Source organism: Hydrogenophaga sp. (assembly GCF_018780075.1).
Classification (GTDB): Bacteria; Pseudomonadota; Gammaproteobacteria; order Burkholderiales; family Burkholderiaceae_C; genus Hydrogenophaga.
The window spans coordinates 17,300-33,510 of record NZ_JADMKB010000141.1 but is presented as its reverse complement, the minus strand read 5'-3'; the positions used below and the strand labels follow the sequence as shown (position 1 = coordinate 33,510).

15 protein-coding genes are annotated in these 16,211 nt (G+C 69.7%); 3 read left to right on the top strand and 12 right to left on the bottom strand.

All coding sequences use genetic code 11. The annotated features are described in order from the left end of the window. Positions 1–100: 100 nt before the first annotated feature. The 7 genes from IV088_RS22155 to IV088_RS22125 all read right to left on the bottom strand — a co-directional run bounded on the left by IV088_RS22155 (position 101) and on the right by IV088_RS22125 (position 7,959). The gene (locus tag IV088_RS22155; RefSeq protein ID WP_291106283.1) at positions 101–1,171 is read right to left on the bottom strand and encodes a VWA domain-containing protein; all 1,071 of its coding nucleotides are present in this window, start codon (positions 1,169–1,171) and stop codon (positions 101–103) included. Next, positions 1,168–2,208 (bottom strand): DUF58 domain-containing protein, encoded by a 1,041-nt coding sequence (locus IV088_RS22150; RefSeq protein WP_291106281.1) that lies wholly within the window; start codon positions 2,206–2,208, stop codon positions 1,168–1,170. Before IV088_RS22150 ends, IV088_RS22155 begins: the two co-directional genes overlap by 4 nt. 16 nt (positions 2,209–2,224) lie before the next feature. Then, a complete protein-coding gene (locus IV088_RS22145; RefSeq protein WP_291106279.1) occupies positions 2,225–3,226 on the bottom strand; it encodes a MoxR family ATPase in 1,002 nt (333 codons plus the stop codon). Between the two features lie 157 nt (positions 3,227–3,383). Next, positions 3,384–4,313, bottom strand: a complete 930-nt coding sequence (locus IV088_RS22140; protein ID WP_291106276.1) for a trypsin-like peptidase domain-containing protein — start codon at positions 4,311–4,313, stop codon at positions 3,384–3,386. Positions 4,314–4,394: 81 nt separating this feature from the next. Next, entirely contained in the window at positions 4,395–7,298 is a 2,904-nt protein-coding gene (locus tag IV088_RS22135) for an aconitate hydratase (protein ID WP_291106274.1), read from the bottom strand. Positions 7,299–7,466: 168 nt separating this feature from the next. Continuing rightward, complete coding sequence (locus tag IV088_RS22130) at positions 7,467–7,625, bottom strand: DUF3309 family protein (protein ID WP_291106271.1); 159 nt, start codon at positions 7,623–7,625, stop codon at positions 7,467–7,469. Positions 7,626–7,656: 31 nt separating this feature from the next. Continuing rightward, positions 7,657–7,959 carry a hypothetical protein gene (locus IV088_RS22125; protein WP_291106269.1) on the bottom strand — a complete coding sequence of 101 codons (303 nt, stop codon included), beginning with the start codon at positions 7,957–7,959 and terminating at the stop codon, positions 7,657–7,659. Positions 7,960–8,153: 194 nt separating this feature from the next. Here IV088_RS22125 and yegQ point away from each other — a divergent pair, with 194 nt between their 5' ends. Beyond that, entirely contained in the window at positions 8,154–9,530 is a 1,377-nt protein-coding gene (gene yegQ, locus IV088_RS22120) for a tRNA 5-hydroxyuridine modification protein YegQ (RefSeq protein WP_291106267.1), read from the top strand. Between the two features lie 10 nt (positions 9,531–9,540). On the opposite strand, the gene IV088_RS22115 is transcribed toward yegQ, so the two are convergent. Continuing rightward, positions 9,541–9,942 (bottom strand): hypothetical protein, encoded by a 402-nt coding sequence (locus tag IV088_RS22115; RefSeq protein ID WP_291106265.1) that lies wholly within the window; start codon positions 9,940–9,942, stop codon positions 9,541–9,543. A gap of 122 nt (positions 9,943–10,064) precedes the next feature. Here IV088_RS22115 and IV088_RS22110 point away from each other — a divergent pair, with 122 nt between their 5' ends. Together IV088_RS22110 and IV088_RS22105 are read left to right on the top strand one after the other, a co-directional pair. Beyond that, positions 10,065–10,898 carry a helix-turn-helix transcriptional regulator gene (locus tag IV088_RS22110; protein WP_291106263.1) on the top strand — a complete coding sequence of 278 codons (834 nt, stop codon included), beginning with the start codon at positions 10,065–10,067 and terminating at the stop codon, positions 10,896–10,898. A gap of 127 nt (positions 10,899–11,025) precedes the next feature. Further along, complete coding sequence (locus tag IV088_RS22105) at positions 11,026–11,895, top strand: DUF364 domain-containing protein (protein ID WP_291106261.1); 870 nt, start codon at positions 11,026–11,028, stop codon at positions 11,893–11,895. Between the two features lie 21 nt (positions 11,896–11,916). Here the strand turns inward: IV088_RS22105 and IV088_RS22100 are convergent, their stop codons facing one another. The 4 genes from IV088_RS22100 to IV088_RS22085 form a co-directional block, all read right to left on the bottom strand. Continuing rightward, the gene (locus tag IV088_RS22100; RefSeq protein WP_291106259.1) at positions 11,917–12,267 is read right to left on the bottom strand and encodes a hypothetical protein; all 351 of its coding nucleotides are present in this window, start codon (positions 12,265–12,267) and stop codon (positions 11,917–11,919) included. Between the two features lie 127 nt (positions 12,268–12,394). After that, positions 12,395–14,011: a hypothetical protein gene (locus IV088_RS22095; protein WP_291106257.1), complete on the bottom strand. Its 1,617-nt coding sequence runs from the start codon at positions 14,009–14,011 to the stop codon at positions 12,395–12,397. A 2-nt stretch (positions 14,012–14,013) separates the two neighbouring features. After that, the gene (locus IV088_RS22090) at positions 14,014–14,937 is read right to left on the bottom strand and encodes a hypothetical protein (RefSeq protein WP_291106255.1); all 924 of its coding nucleotides are present in this window, start codon (positions 14,935–14,937) and stop codon (positions 14,014–14,016) included. 10 nt (positions 14,938–14,947) lie between these two features. Then, entirely contained in the window at positions 14,948–16,195 is a 1,248-nt protein-coding gene (locus IV088_RS22085; RefSeq protein WP_291106252.1) for a hypothetical protein, read from the bottom strand. Positions 16,196–16,211 lie beyond the last annotated feature (16 nt).

The window sequence follows — 16,211 nt, the reverse complement described above, 5'->3', positions numbered from 1 at the left end:
CGGCGGAGTGTGAGGGCCATCGGGCCAGCCGCCGGGCCGCCCCAAGGCAGGCCCAGCCCCCTTGGGGGGCAGCGACCCGCGCAGCGGCGGAGCGTGGGGGTCACAACACTCTGTTGAACCACAACAGCGACAACCCGGCCGACATCAGCACCAGCAGTGCGGCCGCCAGCGCGAGCAGGCCCGAGACCTCGGTTTCCTTCTTCTCCACCGTGAGCCGCGTGCTCAGCGACTCGTAGACCTGCTTGAGGTTTTCGGCGGTGCCGGCGTAGAAGTACTCGCCCTTGGTGTCGCGGGCCACGGACTTGAGGGTCTCTTCGTCCAGCCGCACGCGCATGGACCAGCCCTCGAAACCGATCACCTCGCCGTCCACCGTGCCCACGCCCACGGTGTAGACGCGCACGCCCCGGTCGGCCGCCATCTTGGCCGCCTCGGCCGTGTCCACACCGGTGGTGCGCTGGCCGTCGGTGAGCAGGATGACCGCGGCCGAGCTGTAGGAACCGGGGGGCACCGGCTCGAAGGGCTTTTTCTCGGCCTCGGCCCGGGGCTGGTCGATGGCCCGGCCTTGCGGGGCAAACGGGTCGTTGCTGCGCCCATAGGTGACGCTGGCCAGATCCACCTGCCCGGGGAACAGCTCGGAGAGCGCCACCACGATGGCGCTGCCGATGGCGGTGGCGCGCTGCATCTGGAACTTGTCGATGGCGGCGTTGAGGTCTTCGCGGCTGAGGGTGACGGGTTGCACCACCTGGGCCGAACCGGCGAACGCCACGATGCCCACCTTCACATGGCGAGGCAGCTCCTTCAGGAACGCCTTGGCCGCGTTCTGCGAAGCCACCAGCCGGTTGGGCAACACGTCGGTGGCGCGCATGCTGCCCGACACGTCCATGGCCAGGATGATGGTCTGCTGGGTGGACGGCAGCAAGATGGTCGCCACCGGCCGGGCCGAGGCCAGCAGCATCGCGGCGAAGGCGAGCAACAGCAGCACGGGCGGCACATGGCGGCGCCAGCCCGGGCCCTTGCCCATGGCCTCGCGCACGATGGACAGGCTGGCAAACCGCAGCGAGGCCTGCTTGCGCCGGCGCAGCAACCACCAGTACAGCAGCACCAGCAGCGGCAACAGAAGCAGCAGCCACAGGAGCTGCGGCCAGAGGAAACTGAAGGGCAGTGCGTTCATGGGGTGCCTTCCTGCGCCAGCCTGCGGGAGGGTGCGGTCGGGCGCGATGACAGGTGCGACGGCAGGCCCTGGCGCAGCCCGTGGCGGCGCTTGCGCAGGTCCACGAAGCGCAGGATGGCGTCGGCCAGGTCGTCGTCGGTGGCCAGCTCCAGCGTGTCCACGCCCGCGCGCGTGAGGCTCTCGCGCAGCTGGGCTTCGCGCTGTGCGGCGATGTGGGCGAAGCGCTGGCGAAAGCCCTTGTCGTGCGTGTCCACCAGCAGCTGTTCGCCGGTCTCGGCGTCGCGCACATGGATCAGACCGAGGTCGGGCAGGTTCAGCTCCAGCGGGTCCAGCAGGCGCACGGCCACCACGTCGTGGCGCCGCGCCAGCTCGCCCAGCGGCTGCTCCCAGCCGGGCTCGCTGATGAAGTCGGACACCACGAACACGGTGCTGCGCTGGCGCACGGTGTGGGTGGCCGTGCGCAGCAGGTCGGCCAGACGCGTGGGGCCATTGCCCTGGCCTTCGGTCGCAAGCGGCTGACCGATCAGCTGCAACAGGCGCAATACCTGCAGCCGCCCACCGCGCGGCGGCAACACCGTGTCCACCACGGCCTTGCCCCGCCCGCCATAGAGCGCTGCGCCCACGCGGTTGCCGTGGCGGCTGATCAGGCGCGCGAGCACGCCGACAAACCCCTGCAGCAGTTCAAGTTTGCGTTGCTCGCCCGAGCCGAAGTTCACCGAGGGGCTGAGGTCGAGCAGGAACCAGGCCGCCATCTCGCGGTCTTCGGTGAACACACGCACGTGCGGCTGCTGCAGGCGCGCGGTCACGTTCCAGTCGATGTGGCGCACGTCGTCGTGGTGCTGGTACTCGCGCAGGTCGGCCAGGTCGAGCCCGGTGCCGCGCATGAGCGTGCGGTAGTCGCCCTGCAGCAGACCGTCGAGCCGGCGGATCACGGTCCACTCCAGCCGGCGCAGCAGCGCATCCGCTTTCTCGCCCGTGCCCGCTGCGGGCGGTGGCGGCGGCTCGGGCGCGCGGGATTTGAAGAGGCCGAACAGCATGGCGTCGATCCCCGGTTCAGGCGACCTTCTTCTCGTGCTCCAGCGGCCGCGCCGGCGCGGGCACCGCTTTCACGATGCGGGCGATCAGCGCGTCGCTGTCCAGCCCCTCGGACAGGCCTTCATAGGACAGCACCAGGCGGTGGCGCAACACGTCGGGCACGATGTCCACCATGTCTTCGGGGTAGGCGTAGCTGCGCCCGCGCAGCATGGCCAGGGCGCGCGCGCCTTCGACCAGGCCGATGGTGGCGCGCGGGCTGGCGCCGTAGGTGATGAGCTGCGCCATGTCCTTGATGCCGTGCTTCTCGGGCGCGCGGGTGGCCGACACGAGCTTGACGGCGTACTGCACGAGCGAAGGGTCCACATACACCTGCCGGCACTGCGCCTGCAGCGCGGCGAGCTGGTCGGTCGTGGCCACGGCGTTCACCTGCACGGCCGGGCCGGTGACGCGCTCGACGATCACGTACTCCTCTTCGTCGGTCGGGTAGTCCACCAGCACCTTCATCATGAAACGGTCCACCTGCGCCTCTGGCAGCGGGTAGGTGCCTTCGGTTTCGATGGGGTTCTGCGTCGCCATCACCAGGAAGGGGCTGGGCACCTTGTGCGATTCGCCGGCGATCGTCACCTGCCGCTCCTGCATGACCTCCAGCAACGCGCTCTGCACCTTGGCCGGCGCGCGGTTGATCTCGTCGGCCAGCAGCAGGTTGGCGAACACGGGGCCGAGCGAGGTGCTGAAGTCGCCGGTCTTCTGGTTGTAGATGCGCGTGCCCACCAGGTCGGCGGGCACCAGATCGGGCGTGAACTGGATGCGCTTGAAGCGCCCCTGCACCACATCGGCCAGGGTCTTGACGGTCAGCGTCTTGGCCAGCCCGGGCACGCCCTCGACCAGCAGGTGGCCCTGCGCCAGCATCGCCACCATCACCCGCTCCAGAAAGCGGTCCTGCCCGACCACGACGCGCTTCACCTCGTAGAGGATCTGCTCCATGAGCCGGGCGGTGTCGGGGGTTTCAGTGGAATTCATGGGTGCTCCAAAAAATTCAAACAAGGCACAAACGCAGGCATGAAGGGCCTTCGCCCAGTCGCACCGCGGAACTGGCTTTGCCAGGCCGCAGGTGCGGTCCCCCTCCCGCCGAAGGCGAGAGAGGGGGAAGACGCGAAGCGGCGCAGGGGGTGTTCATCTAAAACGGGGGAAGACCGGCGGCGCCGGCCGCACTCTCGATGGGCACAGCAAAACCGATGCCCACGAAGGTCCGGTGGCTGGTGGGGTTGAGGATGCCGGTGACGATGCCGACCACCTCGCCGTCCATGGTGACCAGCGGTCCGCCGGAATTGCCCGGGTTGGCGGCAGCGTCGAACTGGATCAGGTTGTTGATTTCCTGCTCGCCCTCGGGCGACTTGAAGGCACGCCCCAGGCCGGAGATCACGCCCGCCGAGGTCGAGGGCCCGATGCCGAAGGGGAACCCCACGGCCACCACCTCGTCGCCCGGCGCCAGGTCGGCCGTGGTGCGCAATGTGGCCGCGTGAAAGTCGTCGGGAATGACCAGCGCCTGCAGCACGGCCAGGTCGTGCTGGGCCTGCACGCCCGCGATGTTGGCGCCCGACTCGGAGCCGTCGGCGAACACCAGCTTGATGGTCTGGGCCGCCTGCACCACGTGCAGGTTGGTGAGGATGACGCCCTTGTCGGTGATGACCACGCCGGTGCCCACGCCGTGCTCCACGTCTTCGCCCTTCTTGTTCTTCACGTAGGACACGACCCGCACCACGGCGGGGCGGATTTTCTCGGCGGCGCGGGCCGCGCGCGAGGGCAGGTTCTGGGTGGTGAGCGTGCGCAGCACGGCGGCGTCGATGTCTTTTTGCGTGAGCGCCCTGGGGCCGTGCGCCGACAGTTGCCACACGCTGGCCAGCAACAGGGCGCCGAGCAGGGCCAGCGCCGCCCACATCAGGCGCGGGTTGACGGCGGCGGCGGCGAGGCCGGCGCGCCAGCGCGACCGCCGGGACACCTGGCCCACCTGGCTTGGGGCCGGCCGGGCCGCCGCAGCACCGTCACCCGCGGGCGCCGGCGCAGGGGCGGCGCGCGCCGATCGGCTGTACAGGGCAGGCTTTCGCATGGCGACTCCTGGTGCGCCGGGGGCCGGCGGGGGTGACGGACAGGTCCGTTGGACACATCATGCCGCGTTGCCGCGAGCGGCTCAAGCGCTCAACAACTGCCTGAGCACATGGGGGAGGATTCCGCCGGCACGGAAATGGTTCACTTCCATCGGCGTGTCGATGCGCAGCACCAGGGGGATGTCGCGGCGGGCGCCGTCCGGGCCGACGATCACCAGCCGGGCCTCGCTCTGCGGCTGCAGGTCGGCCGGCGGCAGCACGTCGATCACCTCTTCCCCGGTCAGGCCGAGCCGCTCCCACGATTCACCGTCCTGGAACTGCAGCGGCAAGACCCCCATGCCCACGAGGTTGCTGCGGTGGATGCGCTCGAAGCTGCGCGCGATCACGGCCTTGATGCCCAGCAGCTGCGTGCCCTTGGCGGCCCAGTCGCGGCTGGAGCCGGTGCCGTACTCTTCGCCCGCGAACACCACCGTGGGCACCTGCGCCTCGCGGTAACGCATGGCGGCATCGAAGATGCTCATGGTCTGGCCCTGGCCGGTGCCCTCGTGCTGGTAGATCGTGAGGCCGCCCTCCTCGCACGAACCGTCGGGGCCGGCCGGCAGCATCAGGTTCTTGATGCGCACGTTGGCGAAGGTGCCGCGCATCATCACCTCGTGGTTGCCGCGCCGCGCGCCGTAGCTGTTGAAATCGGCCTTCAGCACCCCGTGCGCCAGCAGCCATTGCCCCGCCGGGGACTGCTCCTGGATCGAGCCCGCGGGCGAGATGTGGTCGGTGGTGATCGAGTCGCCGAACAAGGCCATGATGCGCGCGCCACGGACCGAGGCCGACAGGCTGGGGGGCGTGTCCAGCTCGAAGCCCTCGAAGAAAGGCGGCTCGGCGATGTAGGTGCTCTGAGGCCAGGTGTAGGCCAGGCCGTCCACGCCCTGGATGCGCTCCCAGAGCTTGCCCGGCTCGGTGGCGATGCGCTCGTAGTTCTCGCGGTAGGCCTTGCCGTGCATCGCGTGTTTCAGCAGCGCGTGGATCTCGTCGCTGGACGGCCAGATGTCGCCCAGGTACACCGCCTTGCCCCGGGTGCCGAAGCCGACCGGCTCGGTCATGAGGTCGCGCAACACGGTGCCGGCGATGGCGTAGGCCACCACCAGCGGCGGGCTGGCCAGGAAGTTGGCCTTGAGGTTGGGGTGGATGCGGGCCTCGAAGTTGCGGTTGCCCGAGAGCACGGCGGCGCAGACCAGGTCGTTCTGCGCAATGACCTCGTTGAGCTCGGCCGTGAGATCGCCCGCGTTGCCGATGCAGGTGGTGCAGCCGTAACCCGCGAGCGAGAAACCGAGCTTCTCCAGGTAGGGCAGCAGCCCGGTGCGGGTCAGGTACTCGGTGACGATGCGCGAGCCCGGCGCGAGCGAGGTCTTGATGTGCGGCTGCACCCTGAGCCCGGCCTCGACCGCCTTCTTGGCCAGCAGGCCGGCGGCCAGCAGCACGCTGGGGTTGCTGGTGTTGGTGCAGCTGGTGATGGCGGCGATCAGCACGTCGCCATTGCCGATGGTGAGCTTTTTCTGCGCGGCGTGCGAGGGGGGCTCGACCACGGCATGGGCGGTGGCGCGCGCGGGCTTGTTGGCTTCCATCTCGGCCACGAAGCGCGGCGCGCCCGGGGGCGTGGGGGTCGCCTTTTCGGGTGCCGGGGTGTCGGCCGGTTCGCCCAGCTCGGGCTGGTGGCGCGTGTGCAGAAGCGCCGCCGGGCGGTTGAATCCGTTGTCGGCGGCCGGCCGGCTGAACAGCTCGGCGAACTGCTGGGCAACGTGGCCGAGTTCGATGCGGTCCTGCGGGCGCTTGGGGCCGGCCAGGCTGGGGGTCACCAGGCCCAGGTCCAGCGTGACCACCTGCGAGTAGTCGATGTCGCCACGGGCCTGCGAAGCCCCGGGCGCGCCGGGCACGCCGTACAGCCCCTGCGCACGGAAGTAGGCCTCGAAGGCCTCGATCTCGGCCGAGCTGCGGCCGGTGCCCCGGAAGTAGTCGAGCGTCTTGTCGTCCACCGGGAAAAAGCCCATGGTGGCGCCGTATTCGGGCGCCATGTTGGCGATGGTGGCGCGGTCCGGCAGCGGCAGCGACGCCGTGCCCTCGCCGAAGAACTCGACGAACTTGCCCACCACCTTGTGGCGGCGCAGGATCTCGGTCACGGTCAGCACCAGGTCGGTCGCGGTGCAACCCTCGCGCAGGCGGCCGGTGAGCTCGAAGCCCACCACGTCGGGCGTGAGGAAGGACACTGGCTGGCCCAGCATGGCGGCCTCGGCCTCGATGCCGCCCACGCCCCAGCCCACCACGCCGATGCCGTTGATCATGGTGGTGTGGCTGTCGGTGCCGACCAGCGTGTCGGGGTAGTAGAGACCGCCCTTCATGTGCACGCCGCGCGCCAGGTACTCGAGGTTGACCTGGTGCACGATGCCAAAGCCCGGCGGCACGACGCCGAAGGTCTCGAAGGCCTGCATGCCCCATTTCAGGAACTGGTAGCGCTCGCGGTTGCGCTGGAACTCCAGCTTCATGTTGAGGTCCAGCGCGTTCTTCGTGCCGTAGTGATCGACCATGACCGAGTGGTCGACCACCAGGTCCACCGGCACCAGCGGTTCGATCTTCCGGGGATCCTGCCCCAGGCGCAGCGCGGTGCTGCGCATGGCGGCCAGGTCGGCGAGCAGGGGCACGCCGGTGAAGTCCTGCAGCACGACACGCGCCACGGTGAACGGGATCTCGTCGGTGCGTTCGGCGTTGGGCTGCCAGTTGGCCAGACGCACCACCTGCTCGGGCAGCACGCGCTCACCGTCACAGTGGCGCAGCACACTCTCCAGCACGATGCGCAGCGACACCGGCAGGCGGCTCACATGGGGGTGCTGCTTCGCCAGGGCGGGCAGCGAATAAAAACGTCCGCTCTTGCCGGACGCTGTCCGGAAGGATTTGACGGTGGTGGCAAACGGATGCGCGAAATCAACGCGGGATGGCATGAACGACTCCTTCGGGAGGATTCCCGACCGGACCATTCTTGCCGCTCAGGCCATCACCGCGCTGGCTGTAGTGGATATGACCCGCCACGGCCGTCAACCGACCGGGGCATGGCCGGCAAAACGGTGGCCTGCCCCTGAGCGGCGCTCAGGGGCATGGTGTGAGGGCGATCAGATGCGCCCCATCAGCACCAGCACGATCAGGATGACCACCACCAGCCCCAGTCCGCCGCTGGGCCCGTAGCCCCAGCTTTTGCTGTGCGGCCAGCTGGGAAAGACGCCGATCAGCATCAGGATCAGCACGATCAACAGTATGGTTCCAAGGCTCATGATGGGCTCCTGTGTGTGACGTGGGAGACGCTCAATTGGCGGGTGCCGGGGCCGGGGGTGCCGGCTCGATGATCACGGTGGTGCTGCCGCCGGTCTTGCCGGTCTTGCCTTCCTCTCCCGTGGCGCCGGGCGTGCCGGTGCTGCCCTGCACGCCCTGGCCGCCGGTGTCACCCTGCAGGCCCGTGGCGCCGGTGGCACCCGATGCGCCCGCAGGACCGGCGGGCCCGGGCACCGTCACGGTGGTGGGCGGTGTGTTGACCACCACGGGGGTGCGGTCGCAAGCGGCCAGACCGATGGTGGACAGCAGCGTCAAGATCAGGGCAATGTGTTTCATGGGGCATCCTTGTGCGAAAGCGGTGGTGGCGGGTGGGGCGCTGGTCGCCCGGATCACCCTTGTGGCCGGTCGAACCCTTGTGTCCAACCAGCGTGGGCCCAGCGTAGCGGGGCGTTCGGCCACGGTCTGTGCGTTGGCGAACACGCCACCCTCGCTGGCTGCACCCCCCGCTTTGCGGGACAATCCCAGGTGTGATGAAAGCCCCTGAACTCCTGCTCCCCGCCGGCACGCTGCAACGCATGCGCGCCGCCTACGACTTCGGCGCCGACGCCGTGTACGCCGGCCAACCGCGCTACTCCCTGCGCGCGCGCAACAACGAGTTCCGCATGGAACAGATCGCGCAGGGCATCGAAGAAGCCCACGCGCGGGGCAAAAAATTCTTCGTCACCAGCAACCTGATCGCCCACAACGACAAGCTGCGCACCTACATCCGCGACCTGCAGCCGGTGGTCGAACTCAAGCCCGACGCGATCATCATGGCCGACGCCGGCCTGATCATGCTGGTGCGCGAGCAGATGGAGAAGGGCCTCTGGCCCGAGGTGCCGATCCACCTCTCGGTGCAGGCCAACACCACCAACAGCGCGGCGGTGAAGTTCTGGCACAAGCAGGGCGTGAGCCGCATCATCCTGAGCCGCGAACTGAGCCTGGATGAAGTGGCCGCGATCCGCAACGACTGCCCGGACATCGAGCTCGAAGTCTTCGTGCACGGCGCGCTGTGCATCGCGTATTCGGGCCGCTGCCTGCTGAGTGGCTACTTCAACCGCCGCGACCCCAACCAGGGCACCTGCACCAACGCCTGCCGCTGGGAATACAAGACCCAGGCCGCGACCACCGACACCGACACCGGCGAAGCCGTGCCGCTGGCGCAGCTCGACGGCTTCAACTTCGCGCAGGAAGACGAAGAAGCGGCCGCCGCCTTCTCCACCGTGGGCAACGGCCAGCGCCACCCCGAGGCCAACAAGGTCTGGCTGATCGAAGAAGCCGGCCGCCCGGGCGAGCTGATGCCCATCATGGAAGACGAGCACGGCACCTACATCATGAACAGCAAGGACCTGCGCGCCGTGGAGCACGTGGGCAAGCTGGCCGCCATGGGCATCGACTCGCTCAAGATCGAGGGCCGCACCAAGAGCCACTACTACGTGGCGCGCACCGCGCAGGTCTACCGCCGCGCCATCGACGATGCCGTGGCTGGCAAGCCCTTCAACCCCGAGCTGCTGCTGGAGCTGGAAGGCCTGTCCAACCGCGGCTACACCGGCGGCCTGATGGAGCGCCGCCCGGCGCAGGACTACCAGAACTACATCGCCGGCCACTCGGCCAGCCAACGCAGCCAGTTCGTGGGCGAGGTGCTGCAGGTGCGCGAAGACGGCTGGACCGAGGTCGAGGCCAAGAACCGCTTCGCCGTGGGCGACCAGCTGGAAGTGATCCACCCCAGCGGCAACCGCGTCGTGCAGCTCGACGCCATGCGCAACCAGGACGGCACCGCCATCGAGGTCGCGCAGGGCAGCCCGATCCGCGTCTGGGTGCCACTGGGTGCGCCGACCGAAGGCGCACTGATCGCGCGCCTTCTCTGAGGTCAGCGGGTCAAGCCACCGCCAGGCCCTGCGCCTGACGGCTGCCCGCCCACTCCAGCTCGGCCAGGCCGAACACGAACGCTGCCTGCAGCAGCACCCACACCGCGCCCAGCGTGGTGAGCGGCAGGCCCGCGCCCCAGACCGCCCACACGCTGGCGGCCACCCACAGGAAGTTGCCCGCCGCGAGCAGGCGCACGCCCGCCGCCGGAGGCCGGGCCCGCGAAGCCAGGGCGCCCGACAGCAGCGCCGCACCACAGACGATCACACCCGACACCTGCAGCCAGGCCAGGGGCAGGCCCAGCCACCCGGTCAGCAAGTCTGAAAACCCGAAGTGGGCGACGGCCATGCCCAGGCCACTGGCGGCATCCAGCCAGAGCACGCGACGCAACGCAGAAACCGACAGATTCAACATGGTGAACTCCTTGAAGGGATTGAAAAGAAGGAACGGGAGCCGCCATGCTCGGCCCGCGCACGCACCGGGTCCATGACCCCGCAGGTCATGGAGCATCGGCGCACCCGCTCTACCATGTGCCCATGCACGCCTCCACCACCCTCGCCGCTCCCCCCACGCGCCGCGCCAGCGTCGGCGACCACCTGCGCCACTGGCGCCAACTGCGCCGGCTGAGCCAGCTTGACCTGGCGGCGGACGCCGAGCTGTCCACGCGCCACCTGAGCTGCGTGGAAACCGGCAAGGCCAGCCCGAGCCGCGAGCTGGTGCTGCGGCTGTGCGAGCGGCTGGCCGTGCCGCTGCGCGAACGCAACGCCTGGCTGGTCGCGGCCGGTTACGCACCCATGTACCGGGAGCACACCATGGACGACCCCAGCATGCTGGCCGCGCGCCGCGCCGTGCAGCACATCCTGAACAGCCACGAGCCTTGGCCGGCCGTGGCCTTCGACCGGCACTGGAACCTGGTGATGGCCAACCGCATGGTCGCGCCACTGCTGGCCGGTGTGGCGCCCGCGCTGCTGCAGGGGCCCGTTAACCTGCTGCGCATCAGCCTGCACCCGGGCGGTCTGGCGCCGCGCATCGCCAACCTCAACCAGTGGCGCGAGCACCTGTTCGCCCGCCTGCGCCAGCAGATCCACCAGACCGGCGACGAGGGTCTGGCCGACCTGCTGACCGAGCTGATGGCCTACCCGGCCCAGCCCGCCGATGCCGCACAGCGCCTGGACGGCGAACACCCCGGCGTGCTCATGCCCTTTCTGTTCCAGACGCCGGGTGGCACCCTGCACCTGATCAGCACCACCACCGTGTTCGGCTCGCCGGTGGACATCACCCTGCAGGAACTGGCGCTGGAAACCTTCTTTCCCGGCGACGAAGCCACCGCCGATGCCTTGCGCGCGATGACCGCTACCATGCCGGCATGAGCGCAGCGAAGGGCCGTTCCCAAGCAAGCTCGCACCGCAGCCCGCAGGGCGAACGTACTCCAGTGAGCGCCGCTCGGCCGCTCCGAAGGCGCTCAGCCCCGCAGGGCGCAGCACAGAGGGAATTCCATTGACCACCCCCACCATCCCTGTCGCCACCGCGATCACCCGCCAGCTCGACGCCATCGCCCAGCGCTGGCCCACGCCCCGCGTGCGCCGCCTGCACGTGCCGCACCGCGACGCGGCGCCGGGCGAACACGATGCCGAGTTCTGCGCGATCGAGCTGGACGACGGCGCCTTCGGCCTCTCGTACGTGCTGCTCGGCGACACGCTCAACAGCCTGCTGGCGGCCCACGGCGGCGGTGCCCTGCCCCTGGCCGGCGCCGACCCGATGGGCCTGGCGTCCAGGCTGCTCGACGGCAACGCCGTGGAGCGCGCCCTGGCGCTGGCCGCCATCAACGCCATGACCGATTCGGTCTGGCGCCGCGTGGGCTACGAGCCGCCGCCGGCCGGCAACTCGCTGGGCGATGTGGAACTCGCCGCCACCGACCACCTGGGCATGATCGGCTTCTTCCCGCCGCTGGTGCGGCGCGTGGCCGAGGCCGGCGGGCGCCTGTCGGTGGTGGAGATGGACGAAGCCATGGTGGCCCGCCAGCGCGAGCGTTTTCCCGGCGTGACCATCGGCCTCGACCGCGCGCTGCTGGCCGACTGCAATCTGGTGGTTGGCACCTCCACCATGCTGCTCAATGACACGCTGGACGGCATGCTCGCGGCCGCGCCCCGGGCCACGCGCTTCGCGGTGATCGGCCCTTCGGCCGGGCTCTGGCCCGACACCCTGTTCGAGCGCGGCGTGACGCTGCTGGGCGGCACGCGGATCACCGACCCGGCCGGCTTCGCCGCGGCCATGGCCGCCGGTGCATCGTGGAGCGGTGCCACGCGCAAGTTCGCGATCGAGCGGGGCGCATGGCCGGGCTGGCGGGCGCTGACCCAAGGAGTCTGACCTGCCGCGGGACCGCCGGGCTCAGAAGTTGCGTGACTCGTTCTGGCCACCGGCGGGGATCGACAGGCCCCATTGCGCGAACGTGATCACGCCGGTCGACGAGGTGCCGTTGAAGCGCACGCCCAGTGCCTCCTGGCCTTCCACCCACAGCACCTGGCTGGTGCTCGCGCCCTGCGAGGGCTTGAACGGCACGAGATCGAGCACCTCGGCCTTGGTCATGCCCGGGGTGAGGGCCTTGTAGGCGTCGTGCAGGGTGTTGATGTCCGATCCACCGCCGCCACCACCACCGCATCCCGACAGGGCCGCCAGGGCAAAGGCCAGAGACAGGGCGCCCACCGCGCGGCGGCGGAGGGTTTGAAGGGATCGGGTCATGGTGTGTTCCTTGTTTGAAATGACGAGCAGGCAAGGACCCGCCACCCGTTGCCGAGCCTGCTTCGCCTCCCTGCGCGCATCCTAAAGGAACGATGCCGTCCACCCCCCTCCCGCCCCGTCCATCCTGTCACTGTGGCGTGCTGAACAAGTCCTTGGGAGCGGGCGCCGGCGCGGCGCCGCCGGTGTTTGCCGCGTTGGGCGGTGGTGTCGTGACGGTGGGGGGGGCCTTCACTGGGGCCGGCGCGTTCGCTGGAGCTGGCGGGCGGTTTGCGGGTGCGGGTGCGGGTGCGGGTGCGGGTGGCGAAGGTGAAGGTGAAGGTGAAGGTGAAGGTGAAGGTGAAGGCGATGGCGATGGCGATGGCGGTGGCGGTGGCGGTGGCGGTGGCGGTGGCGGTGAGGGTGGCGGTTTTGCAGGAGCAGGCGCAGGCACTTTTGCAGGTGCAGGTGCAGGTGCAGGTGCAGGTGCAGGTGGAGCTGGAGGCGGTTTCGATCCTTCGGCCACCGCCTTGTCCACCCCGGCCCGGCGCTGCTGCTCCGATTGCTGCTGCATCTGCAGGCGCGCATTGCGCGCCGCGGACGGGTCCGGGATGGGGGCCGCGGGGTTCAGGGTGCTGTTGCGGATGCGGTCGGCCTGGGCCTGGGCCGCCATCTGGTTCAGCGGCAGGTAGTCGGTGTGGAAGTTCAGCTCCACCGACGAGTTGAGCTCCAGGTCGGTGTTGATCTCCTCGGTGCGCTGGGTGCGTTCCGTGGACACGTAGCTGATGGTGTTCTCCACTTCGGCGCTGGCGCCCCAGGGGCCGACGCCGAAACTGCCACTGGCTTTCACCCGGTTCTTGAAGCCGAACTCGCTGCCCTTGTCTTCGTTGGCGGCGCTGCGGGTGTCGATGTGGAAACGCATCGACGCGTTGATCTTGCCGCTGTCGATCACGATGCGCTGCATGCCCATCATCACCATGGTCGCCAGCTGCTGCTGGCGCTGACGGGCCAGGTAGCGGCGCGCGAACGGCACCAGCTTCTCGGGGTTGCTGGCGTCGATCGACTCCTCCGGCGGCACGCCCAGGGTGGCACGGATTTCGGCTTCCCCCGGCATCGAGGCACCGCCGCGCAGGCGCAAGGGGATGTTGGCGAACTCCTCCATGTCCTCCGGATCGACCTTCTCCCCGGGCTTGGGCAGGTCCTCGGGATCGGGGGCGTCGTATTCGATCGACTCGGGGAAATGGTCGGCCACCCATTGCCGCACCTGCACCAGGCCGAACTGCGTGCGCTCGAAACCCTCGGCCGAGGCCGACACCGCGTTGAGCAGCTGCACGTACTGGTTCATCTGCTGCGCGTTGGCGTCGAGCATGGCCTTGAACACGCCGTTGATCAGGTCGGTGACGAAGCGCGGGAACGACACGGCGTTCAGCACGTTGCGGGTGATGCCCGCGATGCGGTCTGCGCTCTCGCCGAACCCCGGCTGTGCCGACTGCGCGGTGGCCAGCGGCACCGCAGGCCTGGCCGTGTCGCGGCGCTCGATCTCGCCCTCGGCCTGGCCCTCTTCGGCAATCAGCTCGGCGGCCAGCGTGGACACCTTGACCATCGCCTGCGCCAGCGCCAGGCGCTGCGGCGGGGGCAGCCCGTGGTAGCGGGGCGTGCGCTCCAGCACATCGCGCACGGCCTGGCGGATCCAGGGCGGGGGCGCCTGCGCCGGGGCCGTGCGGGACGACGGCGCCGCGGCGGTCGACAGGGCGCCTGCGGCCATCATGGCTAAGCCGCCATCAACAGGGGCGCCATCGGCGCGGCGTCGGCGCCGGGCTGGCGCACGGGCGCGGCCGCCGCGGGCGCAGCCGCCAGCCAGCGCTGCGCCGCCGCGATCACCGCCACGTCCTCGGGCCGGGCCGGGTCGAAGCGGATGGCGCTGTCCGCGACATGCTGCCCGAGCCACAGCAGCACGGTCTGCCCGTGGCGCCCCCGTTCGAGGTGCTCCCGGGCCATGCCGGGGGGCACGCCGTTCTGGCTGCCGACCATGGCCACCAGGCGCCACAGGTCGTTCACCCCGAACGCGGCCTGCAGCAGGCGGTCGCGCAGGAACACCAGCGCCGTGTTGATGGTCTCGACGATGTCGCGCGCGGCGATGGCGGCCATCGGGTCGACCCGCTGCGCGAGGAACGCCCCCAGACCTTGCGCGTGGGTCGCCAGCAGCACCTGCTCGCGCAGGTCGACGCCGTCGGCCTGCGCCACGATGGCCTCGCACAGGGCGCGCATCAGGCGGTCGAAATGCGGCGTCTCGATCACCCGCGCGAAGATCGCGTTGCGCTCATCGGCATCCAAGCGCGCGCGCCGACCCCGCCAGAATTCGTGCAGCAGCGTCGCGGTCGGCCCCAGCGGCTGGGTGATGGTGCCGCTGACGAACAGGCCGGCGATCAGCTCGGCCGTGACCAGCAGCCCGGCCCGCTCCAGCTCGCTGGCGAAGTACAGCGGCGCGGCGGCGTCGAGCTGGACGCGGTCGTCGACCGTGGGCGCGGCCTCGGGCAGGTCAAAGTCGATGCCGGCCAGCGCCGTGGCGTGGGCCCGCTCGTGGCGGTCGAGCGCCGACAGGGCCACCGACACCGCGCCGAGCAGGGCCGCGTGCGGGTGCGGCACCGGGGCGCGGGCGGGCGGTGGCGGTGGCGGCGGCGCGAGGCGCAACATGGCCCACCCCTCAACCCGCCGCGGCCGGCGCACCCGCGGGGTTCGAGCGGGTGTTCGGATCGAACGGCGTGGCGTTGCCCTGGATGCTGGCGATCATGCCGGGCGAGGCCAGCTTCTCCATCGGGAAGTAGTCCGACTTGAAGTTGACCCGCACCTCGCCGGTGAGCTTGGCCTTCATCTCCTGGCTGGAACTCGAGGTCTCATCGACCGAGGACGAGACCGTGGTCATGTGGCTCTGCACGTTGGTGTTGGCGCTGGCCGCACCGCCCCAGCCGAAGTGCGCGCCGGCCACACTGGTGTTCTTGTTGTAGCTGGAGTCGCGGTCGTACAGCGAGGCCTTGGCGTCGCGCTTGGCGTCGTCGGAGGCGCGGAAATTGAACACCACCTTGGCGTTGATCAGCCCGTCGGTCACCACGATGCGGTTGATGCCCAGCATCACCATGGACGACAGCATCTGCTGGCGGCTGCGCGCCATCTGCATGCGCGCGGCCATCACCAGCCGGCCTTCCTGCTCCTCGTCGGACAGGTCGGTCACGGGCTCGGCCAGCTGCAACTCCTGGCTCACGCGCGCCAGGGCCTCTTCGGCACTGTCTTCGTTCTTCATGCCCAGGCGCGGGCCTGCCTCCGTGTCGCTGGTGTCGATGGCGAGGTCGGTGGGGAAGCGCTGCGACATCCAGTCGCGCGCGTTGTTCATGCTGATGTTGTCGGCCGCGAACTGGTCGACGGTCTGCGCCACCGCCTTCAACAGATCGGCATACGCCTCCATCTGCTGGATCGATGCATCGACGATGGCCTGGAACACGTTCTGGATCAGCCCGCCGACGAATTTCGGGAAATCGACGGCGCCAACGAAGTTCTTGAAGTTCTCGGCGCCCTGCTTCACCGAGCCGGCCTCGAAGTCGCTGCCGGCGAAGGTGCCGATTTTTTCGGACGCCTTGTTCTTGGCCTGGTCCACCGGGTTGGCCAGCGCCTGCGCGGGCGCGCCCTGCCCCGCCAACGCCGGCGCAGGCGCAGGCGCTTTCGCGAGCACGCCCTTGCCGGGTGTGAGTTCCTGTTTCGCCAGGCCCTGCGGGTTGGCCATGTACGAGGCAACGCGCACCATGGTGCGCGCGATCTCCTGCTGTTTCTCGGGTTCGAGCTCGCGGAAACCGGCCGAGGATTCAAGCAGGTGGCGCACCTGCGGGCGCACCGCACGCAGGGTATCGTCGTCCAGCCAGGCCGGCTCGGTGTGCGGGTTGCGGACGATGGTGGCGGACATGGCGGGCTCCGTGAAG

Coding starts and splice junctions, on each gene's coding strand:
- IV088_RS22155 (WP_291106283.1), bottom strand. CDS start 1,171: ATGAACGCACTGCCCTTCAGTTTCCTCTGGCCGCAGCTCCTGTGGCTG.
- IV088_RS22125 (WP_291106269.1), bottom strand. CDS start 7,959: ATGAAACACATTGCCCTGATCTTGACGCTGCTGTCCACCATCGGTCTG.
- IV088_RS22140 (WP_291106276.1), bottom strand. CDS start 4,313: ATGCGAAAGCCTGCCCTGTACAGCCGATCGGCGCGCGCCGCCCCTGCG.
- IV088_RS22090 (WP_291106255.1), bottom strand. CDS start 14,937: ATGTTGCGCCTCGCGCCGCCGCCACCGCCACCGCCCGCCCGCGCCCCG.
- IV088_RS22145 (WP_291106279.1), bottom strand. CDS start 3,226: ATGAATTCCACTGAAACCCCCGACACCGCCCGGCTCATGGAGCAGATC.
- IV088_RS22115 (WP_291106265.1), bottom strand. CDS start 9,942: ATGTTGAATCTGTCGGTTTCTGCGTTGCGTCGCGTGCTCTGGCTGGAT.
- IV088_RS22110 (WP_291106263.1), top strand. CDS start 10,065: ATGCACGCCTCCACCACCCTCGCCGCTCCCCCCACGCGCCGCGCCAGC.
- yegQ (WP_291106267.1), top strand. CDS start 8,154: ATGAAAGCCCCTGAACTCCTGCTCCCCGCCGGCACGCTGCAACGCATG.
- IV088_RS22150 (WP_291106281.1), bottom strand. CDS start 2,208: ATGCTGTTCGGCCTCTTCAAATCCCGCGCGCCCGAGCCGCCGCCACCG.
- IV088_RS22100 (WP_291106259.1), bottom strand. CDS start 12,267: ATGACCCGATCCCTTCAAACCCTCCGCCGCCGCGCGGTGGGCGCCCTG.
- IV088_RS22085 (WP_291106252.1), bottom strand. CDS start 16,195: ATGTCCGCCACCATCGTCCGCAACCCGCACACCGAGCCGGCCTGGCTG.
- IV088_RS22130 (WP_291106271.1), bottom strand. CDS start 7,625: ATGAGCCTTGGAACCATACTGTTGATCGTGCTGATCCTGATGCTGATC.
- IV088_RS22135 (WP_291106274.1), bottom strand. CDS start 7,298: ATGCCATCCCGCGTTGATTTCGCGCATCCGTTTGCCACCACCGTCAAA.
- IV088_RS22095 (WP_291106257.1), bottom strand. CDS start 14,011: ATGATGGCCGCAGGCGCCCTGTCGACCGCCGCGGCGCCGTCGTCCCGC.